We start from the raw sequence: 15,228 nt of genomic DNA on the forward strand, positions 1-15,228 counted from the left end.
AATGATTATAATTTAAAATGGGAAAGCAGGATGTATGTATGGAACGTAATGATATGAAAATCACAAATTTTAAAATGTATAAGTCAGGGAAATCATGGGTGTTTAGTGCAAGTTTAATTGGAGCGATGATGTCTGCACCACTTGTATTTGGGTCAGAAAATGTGTCGTCAGATCAAACACTTAATGAGAATGTTTCCATCGTAATTCAGGAACAAAAAAATGAAATAGGTATAGATGAACAATCTTTCTCTGAGGTTCAAGAAGAAACAACAGCAGAACAAGATATCAACGCAGCAAATGGCGAAACTAATTCAAATGCGGTGGCAGATGAAAAACAAATCAAAATAGAGGGTGGAGAAAGTCAGAATGTCTTGAAAGACGTGCATAACACGGAAGATGATGAAACGTCGAATGTTGAACCAGAAAAAGTTGTAGAAGAGCAAAAAGAGGAAGATCAAACAACGAATAAGTTGGAGCGTCCAAGTACCGATGCACAGACAGACGCTAAGACGAATGACAAAGTAGAGAAGTCAGTACAACAAGCACCAAAGCCGAAGCCGGTACCGGTTAATGATGGTATTGCCCGAAAAGATATTTCGCATATGTTGAAGACTTCAACAAGCGGTAAAAACAATATTAAATTAAATAATGAAATGATTATGTATGTGGACAAGAATAATCAACTTCGAATGGACATTAATTTGATCACGGACGGGGGCGTTTTCACATACGAAAGTGAATTACGTATTCGTATGAACGACGCGATGCGAAAAGCTGTGGACAACAAGTCAATTCAAATTACAGGTGGATCATTACGTAATGGTGAAGATAGTACGAAGGGTGTGTGGAATGATACCACCAAAGAATTAGTGTTGAAGGGTGACTATCGCTTGTTCTTTGGACTATCAATTGCGTTTATAGGTGATGTGCCGCCAGAAGCTGCGCTAACCTTTGAGTATAGTGGGAAGCGGATTTGGGGTATTTGGGATCGGTTAGATCCTAATACAACTTCAATGACTGTCCAAATGGGTGAAACTGCCCACTTCGTCAATAAGTACTTTGAAATTTCAAAGAAAATGGCTGAATTCCCTAGTTGGTATCCATCAACTAAGATGCAACTAAACAAACAATTAGAATCATCAAATATGAATTCAGTAGCTGACTTAGAACGTTTTGAGAGTGAACTACAAGGACATGCTCAAAAAGATGCATTACGTGAATTGCAAGATGCAAATCTAACACAAGCGGAAAAAGAAGTTGCCGAACAGAATATTAATAATGCAATGACTTTGCAGCAAGTTGAAGAAAACTTAAAAGAAATTCGTGAAAAATCAGTTAATCATGATATTCAAGAAACTGAGAGTACATTTGATAATCTAGATGCTTTAACAAAGCATGATCGCACATTTTTAGATACTAAAATGGAAAATTTTCTCAGTGATTACACACTTGATAAGTTAACACGTTCTCAAGCCGAAGAAATTGAAGAGTTCTTAAATAATCTTCGACTAGAAGCTATAGATTTAAATGGTAAATCTTTGGAAGCGTTAGGGAAAGAAAAAGAAGAAGCAATAGATAAGCTTGATGACTTGATTAATTTAACGAATCCACAAAAAGACGGCTTTATTGAACGTATTACTGATGCAAATAGCATTGGTGAAGTACGCGATGCCTTACGGGATGCGAACAAGGAAAATGAAAAGCAACGTCAAAAATCAGAATTAGAAGCAGCGCGAAAAGATGCATTAAAAGAAATGGAAAAACTAGAGCATTTGCAACGCAAATTGCCGAACGTATATGAGGAACATCTGGACAAGATTCTTGATAGTAATTCCATTAACGAAATTAATGAAATCGTAGACAAGATGCAACAGCTTAATAAGGATATGAAGGACTTTCTAGAGGAAGCATTGAACGCAATTGATACGTTGGAATATCTAGATGAAGCGGAAAAGAATTCATTTAAGGAACGTCTACAAGAACGAAATGTTTTGTTAGAAATGTTGGAAATTGTTGGAGAAGGTGTTCGCTTAAATGAAGAACGTCGTGTATCTAAGCAACTGGAAGAAATTAAAGGTAGCGCGCTTAATGAATTAAAGTCGTTTACGGAATTGAATTCAGATGACCTATTAGAATTTGAAGATGCCATTCGTAATGCAGAAACAGCTGATGATGTACACAAAAAGATGGATGAAGTTGTTTTACGTAATCAACTACGTGAATCCGAGCGATTGCAACGTCTGTCAGATGCACAAAATGAGGCTCGTAAAGATGTTGAGGCATTGACGGACCTTTCTGATGATGAACGTAATGCCTTTAAAGATCGCATCAATAAGCAAAAAGATATTCAAGGCGTGAAAGATGTTCAAAACGAAGCGGAGCAGTTAAACCAATCTAAACGTGAAAAGCGTGAAGCTATTGAGTTACAAGAGTTGAAGAGAGATGCAGCGGATGAAATTAATAATCTGCAACATTTTGATAAGGAAGATTTAGATGATTGGCATAAGCAACTAGAAGACGCGAAAAAACCTGAAGAAGTAGAATCAATTTTGGAAGATGCTAAGGACGAAAGTCAAAAGCGTCAAAACGCCTTGAACGAAGCTCAGGTTGAGGGATCGAAAAAAATTCAAGCATTACCTAACTTCAACGAAACAGATCAAGAAATTTGGCATAAGAAGTTAGAAGACGCAAAGACGCCTGATGATGTTAATAAGATTGTAGAAGATGCCAAGAAAGAAAACCAAAAGCGACAGGATGCACTAGACGAAGCGCGTAAGAACGGTTCAGAAGAAATCAAGGACTTACCTCACTTTGACAAGCAAGAATTAGAAGACTTGCAAAAGAAGTTAGATGAAGCAAAGACACCTGATGAAGCGAATAAGATTGCGGAAGACGCTAAGAAGGAAAGCCAAAAGCGACAGGATGCACTCGACGAAGCGCGTAAGAACGGTTCAGAAGGAATCAAGGACTTACCTCACTTCGACAAGCAAGAATTAGAAGACTTGCAAAAGAAGTTAGACGAAGCCAAGACACCAGATGAAGCGAAGAAGATTGTGGAAGACGCTAAGAAGGAAAGCCAAAAGCGACAAGATGCACTTGATGAAGCGCATAAGAACGGTTCAGAAGGAATCAAGGACTTACCTCACTTCGACAAGCAAGAATTAGAAGACTTGCAAAAGAAGTTAGATGAATCTAAGACACCAGATGATGCGAAGAAGATTGTGGAAGACGCTAAGAAGGAAAGTCAAAAGCGACAAGATGCACTTGATGAAGCACAACGTGAACTAGAAGACGCACGTAAGAATGGATCAAAAGAAATTAAGGACTTACCTCACTTCGATAAGCAAGAATTAGAAGACTTGCAGAAGAAGTTAGATGAAGCCAAGACACCAGATGAAGCGAAGAAGATTGCGGAAGACGCTAAGAAGGAAAGCCAAAAGCGACAAGATGCACTTGATGAAGCGCGTAAGAACGGTTTAGAAGAGATCAAGGACTTGCCTCACTTTGACAAGCAAGAATTAGAAGACTTGCAAAAGAAGTTAGACGACGCCAAGACACCAGATGAAGCGAATAAGATTGCGGAAGACGCTAAGAAGGAAAGCCACAAGCGACAAGATGCACTTGATGAAGCGCGTAAGAACGGTTCAGAAGGAATCAAGGACTTACCTCACTTCGATAAGCAAGAATTAGAAGACTTGCAAAAGAAGTTAGACGACGCCAAGACACCAGATGATGCGAAGAAAATTGTGGAAGACGCTAAGAAGGAAAGCCAAAAGCGACAAGATGCAATTGATGAAGCACAACGTGAACTAGAAGACGCACGTAAGAACGGATCAGAAGAGATCAAGGACTTACCTCACTTCGACAAGCAAGAATTAGAAGACTTGCAAAAGAAGTTAGATGAATCTAAGACACCAGATGATGCGAAGAAGATTGTGGAAGACGCTAAGGACGAGAGTCAAAAGCGACAAGATGCACTCGATGAAGCGCGTAAAAACGGATTAGACGAAATCAAGGACTTACCTCATTTAGATAAGCAAGAACAAGAAGACTTGCAAAAGAAGTTAGATGAATCTAAGACACCAGACGATGTGAATAAGATTGTGGAAGACGCTAAGAAGGAAAGTCAAAAGCGACAAGATGCACTTGATGAAGCACAACGTGAACTAGAAGACGCACGTAAGAATGGATCAGAAGAAATTAAGGACTTACCTCACTTCGATAAGCAAGAATTAGAAGACTTGCAAAAGAAGTTAGACGACGCCAAGACACCAGATGATGCGAAGAAAATTGTGGAAGACGCTAAGAAGGAAAGCCGAAAGCGACAAGATGCAGTGGATGAAGCACAACGTGAACTAGAAGACGCACGTAAGAATGGATCAGAAGAAATTAAGGACTTACCTCACTTCGATAAGCAAGAATTAGAAGACTTGCAAAAGAAGTTAGACGAATCTAATACACCAGACGATGTGAATAAGATTGTGGAAGACGCTAAGGACGAGAGTCAAAAGCGACAAGATGCAGTTGATGAAGCACAACGCGAACTAGAAGACGCACGTAAGAACGGATCAGAAGAGATCAAGGACTTACCTCACTTTGACAAGCAAGAATTAGAAGACTTGCAAAAGAAGTTAGACGAATCTAAGACACCAGATGATGCGAAGAAAATTGTGGAAGACGCTAAGAAGGAAAGCCAAAAGCGACAAGATGCACTTGATGAAGCACAACGTGAACTAGAAGACGCACGTAAGAATGGATCAGAAGAAATTAAGGACTTACCTCACTTCGATAAGCAAGAATTAGAAGACTTGCAAAAGAAGTTAGACGAATCTAAGACACCAGACGATGTGAATAAGATTGTGGAAGACGCTAAGGACGAGAGTCAAAAGCGACAAGATGCACTCGATGAAGCGCGTAAAAACGGATTAGACGAAATCAAGGACTTACCTCATTTAGATAAGCAAGAACAAGAAGACTTGCAAAAGAAGTTAGATGAATCTAAGACACCAGACGATGTGAATAAGATTGTGGAAGACGCCAAGAAGGAAAGCCAAAAGCGCCAAGATGCAATTGATGAAGCACAACGTGAACTAGAAGACGCACGCAAGAATGGATCAGAAGAGATTGATGGATTGCCTAACTTATCTGATGATGAAAAGAATGATTTTAAAAAGCAATTAGATGATGCTTCTACCTTGATGAAATCAAGGGAATTTTGAATGATGCTGTTCAAAAAAATCATGATGTTGATCACGAAAATCAAGGTGACAATAAAGTGAATGACATTCTTGAATTCCATAAAGAAGAATCTAAAAAGCAAATCGAATCTTTGGATCATTTAACAGAGGCTGAAAAAAATGGTATCAACCAACGAATTGATGAAGCTGTATCAGCAGATGAATTGCATGATATTGTAGAAGAGGCTGAACACGAAAATCAAAAGCGTCAAGACGCACTCGATGCAGCGCAACGTGAGTTGGATGACGCGCGTAAGAATGGTTCAGAAGAAATCAAGGACTTACCTCATTTCGATAAGCAAGAACAAGAAGACTTGCAAAAGAAGTTAGATGAATCTAAGACACTTGACGATGTGAAGAAGATTGTGGAAGACGCTAAGAAGGAAAGCCAAAAGCGACAAGATGCGATTGATGAAGCACAACGTGAACTAGATGACGCACGTAAAAACGGATTAGACGAAATCAAGGACTTACCTCACTTCGAAAAGCAAGAACAAGAAGACTTACAAAAGAAGTTAGATGAAGCCAAGACACCTGACGATGTGAAGAAGATTGTGGAAGACGCTAAGAAGGAAAGTCAAAAGCGTCAAGATTCAATGGATGAAGCACAACGTGAACAGGAAGAGCGAAACGATAATCGTAGCGCACGACCTAATGGTGATGTGGATGATCTCAACGCACATAAAGATGAAGCCGTTAATGAAGTTCGAACTCTACCACAGTTGAATAAGCAAGAAAAGCAAGATATTCAACGCAAAATTAGTGATGCAAGAAGTGTTAAGGAAATCAATGATTTGATGACTGAATTACCAAACACGGCATCTGCAAATATGAATGCTGGTGTTGGGTTAAGTGGACTTGCATTACTGTTTGGAACATTTGGTACGTACTTCCGTCGTAAGAAGAACGATTAGAGAAACGAGTATTAGTGGTGAAAACTGACTAGAAATCAATATATGATTAAGAGCTAGAATTCTTGAATTTAGAATTCTAGTTCTTTTTTTGGTTGAACGTTTTGTAAAATTTAGGGGGAATAGGCGCTCTTTTGGTATGTGTTACCTAAGGAGACTCTATGGAGAAAATGGATTTCATGTTTTGGTTGGTATCGTTAGAAAGTTTGTCACCTAAGCGTCGCTGGGCATTTTGGTTACAGGGTGAAGCGTTATCGGATAAGGAACGAGACAAATGGGTATTGAAGCTTATCGGTGATAATAAATTGAATGGTGTAAGTAAAATGATAATTAATCGTTTAAAGTCATTACCGCATATTAATTGGTATGATGACGATTATCCAGATTTGTTGCGAGAAATTGCTCAGCCACCTTTGGTCTTATTTTATCGTGGTGATCGACAACTGTTACAGCGTAATAAAGTTGCGATTGTAGGTTCACGAAAAATGAGCGCGTACGGACAGGCGTTGGTCGTAGATTGGATACCCAAGTTGGTATCTAATGACTTTGTAACAGTCTCAGGAATTGCGGCAGGAGTGGATGGATGTGTTCACGCAGAAACATTACTGAATGCAGGGCAAACAATTGGTGTGATTGGGCATGGATTTGATTTTGTCTATCCACCACAACATCGCGTATTATTTCGCCATATTGAACAATATGGCTTGGTGCTCAGTGAATATGTGCCTTGGGTGAGTCCTAAACGCTGGCGTTTTCCTGAACGTAACCGCATTATTGTCGGTCTAACAGCAAACGTATGGGTTGTTGAAGCGGAACAAAAATCTGGTTCACTTGTGAGTGCGGCGATTGCTGCGGATGAAAATCGGCAAATTTGGTGTGTACCTCGAAATGTAACGGACCCCCGTGGGCAAGGAACGAATCAGTTGTTATGTGATGGGGCTAATATTGCGATTAATGGTGATGATTTTTTAACCGGGTTAACACTGACATAGTGAAAACAACCAATTTTTATGATTGGTTGTTTTTTACTGTTTTGTTGGATTTTTTTGCGTAGAAAATGGAAGGGTTAGAGGGAGTCGAGGATACACTTCAACAATTGACACTGTGTCAATATATATGGAGGAATCGTCGCAATGACTACATATATAGCCGGAAATAGTGTAAACTAGAGAAGTGTGACGACAGATGTGATATTTGTCTGAAAGGTCACAAACTAATAATACTAAATAAAAATTTAATGAAAAAAATAGAAAGAGGTACGTGCAAATGGCAGAGAAAATCGCCAAAGAGAAAAAAGCACCGGTTAAGCGTGCCACAACCAAAAAAACAAAGCCTAAGGGGAAGAACTTAGTTATTGTGGAGTCTCCATCAAAGGCGAAAACAATTGAAAAGTACTTGGGAAGCACTTATAAGGTTATTGCCAGTGTCGGGCACGTACGTGATTTGCCTAAGTCACAAATGGGTGTTGATATTGAACATGATTACAACCCAAAGTACATTAATATTCGTGGTAAGGGAGACTTAATCAAGTCTTTGAAGAAGGAAGCCAAAGCAGCTAAGAAAGTGTATCTAGCATCCGACCCGGACCGTGAAGGAGAAGCAATTGCTTGGCATTTGTCACATATTCTTGACTTGGATATTGAAGCGGGTGAAAACCGTGTGGTATTTAACGAAATCACAAAGGATACTGTTAAGGATGCCTTTAAGCATCCCCGTTCAATCGACATGAACTTAGTCGATGCGCAACAAGCACGTCGTATCTTGGACCGTTTGGTTGGTTACTCAATTTCACCGATCTTGTGGAAGAAGGTTAAGAAAGGGTTGTCAGCTGGACGTGTGCAAAGCGTTGCGTTGGGACTTGTTATTGACCGTGAAAAAGAAATTCAAGCCTTTGAACCGGAAGAATATTGGACATTAGATTCAGAATTCAAGAAAGCACGTACAAAGTTTAAGGCCGCTTTTTGGGGTCTTGATGACAAGAAAACGCCATTGCCTGATAATGAAACAGTTCAAATGGTTATGCAACGTATTGATCGCGAAGCACCATTTGATATTTCTAAGGTTGAAGCCAAGGAACGTCGTCGTAAGCCACAATTACCATTTACAACATCTACGATGCAACAAACAGCCAATAATCAATTGAACTTCCGTGCGCGTAAGACAATGATGGCTGCGCAACAATTGTATGAAGGAATTAATTTGGGTGGTAAAGAAGGTTCAGTTGGGTTGATTACCTATATGCGTACCGACTCAACGCGTTTATCAGAAACAGCTAAGAATGACGCAGCACAATTCATCTTGAACGAATACGGCGCTGAATACGCTGCTTCTAAGCCAGCTACAGGTAAGTTATCAGAAGGAGCGCAAGATGCCCACGAAGCGATTCGTCCAACCTCAGTCTTCCGTACTCCATCATCTGTTAAAGATAAGCTAACCAATGATCAATTTAAGTTGTATCAATTGATTTGGTCTCGTTTTGTGGCATCACAAATGACGGCTGAAGTCTTAGACACAATGGCTGTGACAGTTGAACAAAATGGTGTGCAGTTCCGTGCCAATGGTTCAAAGACGAAGTTTGCTGGATTTACCAAGGCTTACCCAGCCGCTAAGGAAAAAGAAAACAAGTTACCGGACTTGCAAGTTGGTGACAAGGTTGACTTGATGCAAACAAGTCCGGAACAACACTTTACCCAACCACCTGCTCGTTATACAGAAGCAGCGTTGGTTAAAGCGTTAGAAGAAAATGGTGTTGGTCGTCCGTCAACCTATGCGGCTACAATCGAAACGATTCAAAAGCGTGCCTATGTCAAAATGGACGCGAAGAAGTTCGTGCCAACTGAAATTGGTGAATTAGTCCAAGCAACAATGGATGAATACTTCTCTGACATCACGAACGTTGCCTTTACGGCGAAGGTCGAAGAAAAGTTAGACGATGTTGAATCAGCGGAAGAAAACTGGGTTGAAGTAGTTGATGAATTCTACCGTCCATTTGCCAAAGAATTAGAGACTGCGGAAGCCGAGATGGAAAAGGTTGTCTTGAAGGACGTATTGGCTGATGAAGATTGTGATGTCTGTGGGGCACCAATGTTGATTAAGCTAGGACGTTACGGAAAGTTTAAGGCCTGTTCTCGTTTCCCTGACTGTCGTCGTACAGAAACAATTGTGACTGAAATCGGTTTGGCTTGTCCAAAGTGTAAGGTTGGTCAAATTGTGCAACGTAAGACACGTCGTGGTCGTACTTTCTATGGTTGTTCTCGTTACCCAGATTGTGACTTTGTCAGCTGGGATAAGCCAACTGATAAGACATTGCCTGATGGCACAACACCTAAGGAAGGTGAAGAAGCCGAGGCAGTGGAGAAGAAGGATACAGCTAAAAAGGCAACGAAGAAGACTGACAAAAAACCAGCAGCCAAAGCGAAGCCGAAAGCTAAAAAAGCCACAAAGTCAACGACAAAAAAGTAGGTTAACGCATGGAAGCACAAGCATATATTGATTTGTTTATGGATTATTTACGCGTTGAGCGTCAATATTCAGAAGATACGCAAGCAGCGTATGCGGCTGATTTTAAGCATTTTAAAACCTTCCTGGCAGAAAGTAGTATTGACGACAAAGTGGATTTGATGGCTGTTTCGCGTATGGATGTGCGTGTGTACTTGTCCTATCTATACGAACAAGGGAATAGTCCTAAGACGATTGCCCGTCGGGTGAGTTCATTACGATCAGGCTATAATTTTTGGGAACGTAATCAATTTGTATCGGAAAATCCGTTTGCGAATGTCCACCTAAAAAAAGCCGGCCAACATTTGCCACGTTATTTTTATGCGAAAGAGATGACTGTGCTCTATGAAGAACTACAAAAGGACACCAGTGCGGTTGGTCAACGTAATCTGATTATTGTGGAAATGCTATATGGGACAGGTGCCCGTGTATCAGAAATGGCCAATATGAAGATTAAAGATATCAATCAGAGTGCTCGGTCTGTCACATTAATTGGTAAGGGAAACAAAGAGCGTTCTGTCTTGTTTGGTCAATATGCGGCGGATGCGTTAGCGCTTTATTTAACGGATGGGCGTCCGCAATTGATGCAAAAATCAGGTGCCGTCCATGATACCTTGTTGGTTAATCAACGTGGTGCGCCATTAACACCGGCGGGGATTGAGTATGTGCTTAAGTCCGTTGCGAAAAAGGCGGGATTGACACAAGAGGTATCTGCGCATATGTTCCGTCATACATTTGCGACTGATATGCTTAATAATGGCGCCGACTTACGGACGGTGCAAAAATTATTAGGCCATTCTAGTTTAAGTACAACGCAGATTTATACGCACGTCACGACCGATGTGCTACAAGAAAATTATCGTAAATTTTTCCGTCGTGCGACTGATTAATGACGAAAGTAAAAACACCTTTAGGGCCTTTAAATGGGCATCTAGAGGTGTTTTTTTTGTGGTCAAAAAGAAATTCGGACTGAATACGGTGATTTTATGGATGTTAGATAGCCCAAAATGCATCCCCAGACCTAAACCAATTCGACCATATAGCGTATAATAGGCATAAATAATGGTTTTGGTCAGGACAAGACATGCGCGATGAAGTATTCAAAAAGTGCCTGATTAGGTATTGCAAGACATTGATTGACCATATAATAGATTAAATCAGGAGGGTATCATGCAAAAAATTGATGGACATTTACATCTTGTTCGGAGTATTGCCGGCTTTAATGGGAATGGTCGTTTAAATCCCTTAGGCGCTGGCCGGGCAGTTTGGGATACTGGTGAGGCCTTCCAATTAATACCGACTGGGTATGGTGACGAAGCCTTTTTGGCAGCGGATGCACAGCGACTGATGGCTACGGGTCAGGTTGATAAGGCTGTCTTATTACAAGGTTCATTGAATGGATATCAAAATGCCTATACCGCTGATGTCGTGGCGCAGTACCCAGACCAATTTGTCGGAGCCTTTGCAATCGATCCCTTTACACAACAGGTACACCAAATTGTCCGTCATCATGTAGAAGACTTACATTTCCGGATTATGAAATTGGAGATGAGTTTTGGTGGTGGTCTCCACGGTTACCATGAACCGTTTAATTTGGCGGAAAATTCAGTGTTAAGTGAGGTCTTTGCTTACTTGAACACGTTTACGGGGATGACAGTCGTGGTTGATTATGGTCGTGGGGATGAGGTAAGTCACCAACCGACAGCAATTGTGGCCTTAGCACAAAAGTATCCGCAGATTGATTTTGTGGTGGCCCATTTGTCATTCGCCCAACTTGATGACCTAGACAACTTTGACCAAACACTGCAAATGTTCAAACCGTTTGAGAATATCTGCTTAGATTTATCAGCGATTCAAGACATTAATGATGAAACAGCCATGCCTTTCATGAAGTCGGAAAAGCTAGTACGACGCGCTATTGATATGATTGGCGCCGACCATTTAATTTGGGGATCCGATGCCCCTTTGTCAGCGACTAAGAATGCGTATGCTGATTTAGCGAATTGGTTAGAGGTGAGTGGGGTGTTTACAGAGGCTGAATTACAAGCCATGTATTATGGTACGGCCGAGCGGGTTTATTTTAAGGCCAAAAGAGCGTTTACATAAATGAATGGTTAATCATTTATGATGGTGCAAAGCCGTATTCTCATGCGATTCTGATTGATTTTAAGGTATACCAATGCTTTTTGAGATAGCGCTCTCAATATGCTATGATTATTGATGACGAAACACACTGGCTTAGTATTGGAAAGAGGGAGCATATGGCGGTTAAATTAGATAATGGTAGTATTGTGGTTACCATCTCTGAGCATGGCGCAGAATTAATCAGCGTTAAGAACAAAGAGAGTGGCTTAGAATATATGTGGGAAGGTGATCCTGCAATCTGGGGTCGTCATGCGCCCAATCTATTTCCAATTGTTGGCCGTCTAAAAGGTGATCGCTACAAGTACCGTGATAAGACATACTTTATGACGCAACACGGTTTTGCTCGTGATAACGAATTCGATCTTGTTGAAAAGACTGCTTCAACTGCTCGTTTCCGTTTGACAGACAGCGAAGAAACACGTGCGATTTACCCATTCCATTTCCAATTTGACATCTTGTACCGTCTAACAGAACAAGATACATTGGGAATTGTTTATATCGTGACAAATATTGACCGTCACGACATCTTCTTCTCTGTTGGGGGACACCCAGCTTTCCGTGTGCCATTGAGCATTGAAGGAAGTGAAGAAGAAAACGACAGCTTCACAGATTACTATGTGAACGTTGACCCACGTCGTACATACCAACAAGCAAAGTTGGTTGGGCCACATCTAGATAACAACATTGAAGGTTATTTTGATGCCCATATCCCACTACGTTTACGTCGTGATGACTTTAAGGATGATGCAATCATCTTACGCTTAGATGAAAATCCAACATCATTGGTTTTGTCAAAGCGTACTGAATCACATGGGGTGACAATGCACTTACAAAATGCAAAGTATGTTGGGATTTGGACACCATATGCCAAGGAAGCACCATTTGTATGTATCGAACCATGGTGGGGTGTTGCGGATACTGTTGACGCTGATGGTGATATTACGCATAAGTTTGCGATTAACAAGCTTGCGCCAGCACAAACATTTACAGGGTCATATTCATTAACATTCTTCTAATTAACGTTGATGAATATTTTCTAATAAATAAATCAATCAAAAAATATAGCACTTGAACCTACTTTCTGCGGGTTCGAGTGTTTTTTTGTATGTTTTTGTATATATAAGGTCTTTTATTATTCTGCGTTGTACAGCATCCCCAGTCAGTAAGATTAAACGTTTTCGGAGGTAATCGTAAACACGTGATAAATCGAATATCATCGTAGGAATAAGCGGGCGGTGATTAACATGTCAGTAAAGGGAAAGGGTGGTATAAGGCCACAAAAAAAGACCACCTAGCATAGATTATCTATGCACAAGTGATCTGATATGAAGGTGTGGTTATCTTTGTTACTACCATATGTGGGCAGACCCGGATAACGATATTTAAATTAGTTTGCTTGTAATTGCTTGTGTAGACGGTAAGCAATGAAAATAGCGAACAATACCATCAAGATACTAAATAGTGGTGTTGTGTTGAGGCTCATTTGTGTTGAGACATAACCACCTAAGGTAGAACCAAAGGCGATTCCGATGTTGAAGGCAGAGATGTTTAGTGACGCCGCAATCGTCATGTCTTCAGGAACCAACTTGTTCGCTTGATCCATCATCATAAGTTGTAGTCCAGGGACACTCATGAAGGCAAATAGTCCCATTAATAGGACAGCAACTAGCCCAAGCCAGTGCATGCTTTGGACTAACCACAAGAATAGCATCACAACTGCCAAACCAGACATCATACGGATTAGGGCTGTTAGGGCGTTCTTATTGGCCCACTTACCACCTAATGTGTTTCCAATCGCAACCATGATACCGTAGGCAACGAGAATTAAGACAACCGCTGACATTGACCAACCCATTTGTGTGTTCAAAATTGGTGTTAGATATGTGTAAACCACGAATGGTGCACCATAACCGAAGATTGTCATCAATAGAATAGCACGTAGGGCAGGTTGCTTAAGGATACGAATGATTCCCTTAGGGTCAGCCTTACCGGGGATGGCCAAGTCTTTTGGAATCAAGAAGAAATTCGCGATTAGGCCAATCAGTCCGATAACTGTAATGAAGATGAATGACCATTGCCAACTTGTTTGTTGTCCGATGAAGGTACCAAGTGGGACTCCAGTCACTGTCGCAACAGTCAAGCCAGTAAACATAATCGCAATGGCGCTGGCACGACGTTCAAATGGTACAACGGCTGCGGCAATAAGTGATGAAACTGACATGAACAAACCATGTGCTAAGGCGGCGATGAAACGCCCCATCAATAAAATCATAAAGGTTGGCGCAAAGGCAGTCACCAAATTACCAACGATAAAGATAATCATTGTTAGTAACATTAGCGTGTGACGGTTTAGCTTACCCGTTAATAGGGTTAGTAGTGGTGCCCCAATCACAATTCCAATCGCATATAGTGAGACGGTTGTACCAGCTTGAGATAAGCTGATACCAAAATCTTGCATCAACATGGGAATCAAGCCCACGCTAATAAATTCAGTTGAACCAATCGCGAAAGCGCTAATGGCTAGCGCTAATAAAGTTAAATTAGCGCGTTTGTTTGACGTCTTTGTCATAAGTATTACTCCAATCAGTGTTAAATGTTGTACTTAGTTTATAAGTGACAGGTACTTATTGTCTAGTAGGCACTTTCTTGAAACATAGGCACAAAAAAGTAACTATTGATGATGGATAGCGCAAAGCGAATATCGTGATCATGCGAGACGAGAAAAATAAAAAACGACCAATCTCACGATGGGATTAGTCGTTTAATACGATATCGATTTAATTATTTCTTGCTTGCCCAGTAAACCAGACCAAAAGGTACTTTGCTTTCCGTACCTTGTGCAATACGCTTAATGTTTTCACGATGACGGTAGAAGACAAAGATTGTCAGTGCCAGCGCGATAATGAATAGCACCCAGTCACCAATAACGATTGAAGCGATGGTAACGATTAAGAAACCAGCCATAGAAGCGATTGAGACGGTACTTGTAATGAAGATACCTAGGACGAAGATGAAGCAAGCAAAGGCAAACATCCCCGGATTGTACATCAACAAGACCCCAACGGATGTTGCGACGGCCTTACCACCTTTAAAGCCAATCCAAAATGAATAAGTGTGACCTAAAATCGCACCTAGACCGACGGCAAAGAACCACCATGATTCACCAGCAGGTAGGGGTCCCCAAAGCAACGCCATCATGGCCCCAACACTTCCTTTTAGGATATCTAAGACCATCACAGATGTCCCAGCAAGTGCACCTAAGTTACGGAAAGTATTGGTTGTGCCAATATTACCAGAACCCATTTCAAGCAAGTTTTTCTTGAAAAATACACGGCCAATCCAGTAACCAACCGGTGTCGCCCCAATAATGTAGGCTAAGGCAAAACTAATTAAAAAATGGATGATACTCATTCCAAACTCCTTCTTACGTGTTCACG

9 protein-coding genes are annotated in these 15,228 nt (G+C 40.9%); 7 read left to right on the forward strand and 2 right to left on the reverse strand.

Annotated features, from left to right (window positions below):
* The first annotated feature begins 38 nt into the window (after nt 1-38).
* The 7 genes from WS08_RS02570 to WS08_RS02600 all read left to right on the forward strand — a co-directional run bounded on the left by WS08_RS02570 (nt 39) and on the right by WS08_RS02600 (nt 12,807).
* The gene (locus WS08_RS02570; RefSeq protein ID WP_038566637.1) at nt 39-5,219 is read left to right on the forward strand and encodes a KxYKxGKxW signal peptide domain-containing protein; all 5,181 of its coding nucleotides are present in this window, start codon (nt 39-41) and stop codon (nt 5,217-5,219) included.
* A complete protein-coding gene (locus WS08_RS02575) occupies nt 5,216-6,151 on the forward strand; it encodes an LPXTG cell wall anchor domain-containing protein (protein ID WP_038566640.1) in 936 nt (311 codons plus the stop codon). The genes WS08_RS02570 and WS08_RS02575 overlap by 4 nt, the downstream gene beginning before the upstream one ends.
* Nucleotides 6,152-6,309: 158 nt before the next feature.
* A complete protein-coding gene (gene dprA / locus WS08_RS02580) occupies nt 6,310-7,140 on the forward strand; it encodes a DNA-processing protein DprA (RefSeq protein ID WP_051747839.1) in 831 nt (276 codons plus the stop codon).
* Nucleotides 7,141-7,414: 274 nt separating this feature from the next.
* Nucleotides 7,415-9,610 (forward strand): type I DNA topoisomerase, encoded by a 2,196-nt coding sequence (gene topA / locus WS08_RS02585; RefSeq protein ID WP_009765447.1) that lies wholly within the window; start codon nt 7,415-7,417, stop codon nt 9,608-9,610.
* An 8-nt stretch (nt 9,611-9,618) separates the two neighbouring features.
* Nucleotides 9,619-10,536: a tyrosine-type recombinase/integrase gene (locus tag WS08_RS02590; RefSeq protein WP_009765446.1), complete on the forward strand. Its 918-nt coding sequence runs from the start codon at nt 9,619-9,621 to the stop codon at nt 10,534-10,536.
* 280 nt (nt 10,537-10,816) lie between these two features.
* Nucleotides 10,817-11,752 (forward strand): amidohydrolase family protein, encoded by a 936-nt coding sequence (locus WS08_RS02595; RefSeq protein ID WP_038528192.1) that lies wholly within the window; start codon nt 10,817-10,819, stop codon nt 11,750-11,752.
* Between the two features lie 155 nt (nt 11,753-11,907).
* Nucleotides 11,908-12,807 (forward strand): aldose 1-epimerase family protein, encoded by a 900-nt coding sequence (locus WS08_RS02600; protein WP_009765444.1) that lies wholly within the window; start codon nt 11,908-11,910, stop codon nt 12,805-12,807.
* A gap of 371 nt (nt 12,808-13,178) precedes the next feature.
* Here WS08_RS02600 and WS08_RS02605 read toward each other — a convergent pair whose 3' ends face one another.
* Nucleotides 13,179-14,360, reverse strand: a complete 1,182-nt coding sequence (locus tag WS08_RS02605; protein ID WP_009765443.1) for an MFS transporter — start codon at nt 14,358-14,360, stop codon at nt 13,179-13,181.
* Nucleotides 14,361-14,572: 212 nt separating this feature from the next.
* Entirely contained in the window at nt 14,573-15,202 is a 630-nt protein-coding gene (plsY, locus tag WS08_RS02610; RefSeq protein WP_009765442.1) for a glycerol-3-phosphate 1-O-acyltransferase PlsY, read from the reverse strand.
* Nucleotides 15,203-15,228 lie beyond the last annotated feature (26 nt).

This window comes from Weissella tructae, assembly GCF_000732905.1.
GTDB lineage: Bacteria > Bacillota > Bacilli > Lactobacillales > Lactobacillaceae > Weissella > Weissella tructae.

What these genes read in the sequence shown, in the direction of transcription:
- WS08_RS02590 (WP_009765446.1), top strand. Translation starts at nt 9,619, where the DNA reads ATGGAAGCACAAGCATATATTGATTTGTTTATGGATTATTTACGCGTT.
- dprA (WP_051747839.1), top strand. Translation starts at nt 6,310, where the DNA reads ATGGAGAAAATGGATTTCATGTTTTGGTTGGTATCGTTAGAAAGTTTG.
- WS08_RS02600 (WP_009765444.1), top strand. Translation starts at nt 11,908, where the DNA reads ATGGCGGTTAAATTAGATAATGGTAGTATTGTGGTTACCATCTCTGAG.
- topA (WP_009765447.1), top strand. Translation starts at nt 7,415, where the DNA reads ATGGCAGAGAAAATCGCCAAAGAGAAAAAAGCACCGGTTAAGCGTGCC.
- WS08_RS02605 (WP_009765443.1), bottom strand. Translation starts at nt 14,360, where the DNA reads ATGACAAAGACGTCAAACAAACGCGCTAATTTAACTTTATTAGCGCTA.
- plsY (WP_009765442.1), bottom strand. Translation starts at nt 15,202, where the DNA reads ATGAGTATCATCCATTTTTTAATTAGTTTTGCCTTAGCCTACATTATT.
- WS08_RS02595 (WP_038528192.1), top strand. Translation starts at nt 10,817, where the DNA reads ATGCAAAAAATTGATGGACATTTACATCTTGTTCGGAGTATTGCCGGC.
- WS08_RS02570 (WP_038566637.1), top strand. Translation starts at nt 39, where the DNA reads ATGGAACGTAATGATATGAAAATCACAAATTTTAAAATGTATAAGTCA.